The following is a 231-nucleotide window of genomic DNA, read 5'->3' on the forward strand; positions in this document are numbered from 1 at the left end:
AGGCGAAAAAGGTGATACCGGCGCTACTGGCGCAACCGGCGAAAAAGGCGAAAAAGGTGATACCGGCGCTACTGGCGCAACCGGCGAAAAAGGCGAAAAAGGTGACACCGGCGTAACCGGCGCAACTGGTGCTACTGGCGCAACTGGTGCTACTGGCGCAACTGGTGCTACTGGTGCTACTGGTGCTACTGGTGCTACTGGTGCTACTGGTGCTACTGGTGCTACTGGTGC

The 231-nt window shown here is 58.4% G+C and carries 1 pseudogene; it reads left to right on the forward strand.

Annotated features, from left to right (window positions below):
* Positions 1–231, forward strand: a pseudogene (locus tag ACTHSP_RS24205) (exosporium protein); the annotation flags it as partial.

It is taken from the genome of Neisseria sp. P0001.S005, assembly GCF_051963715.1.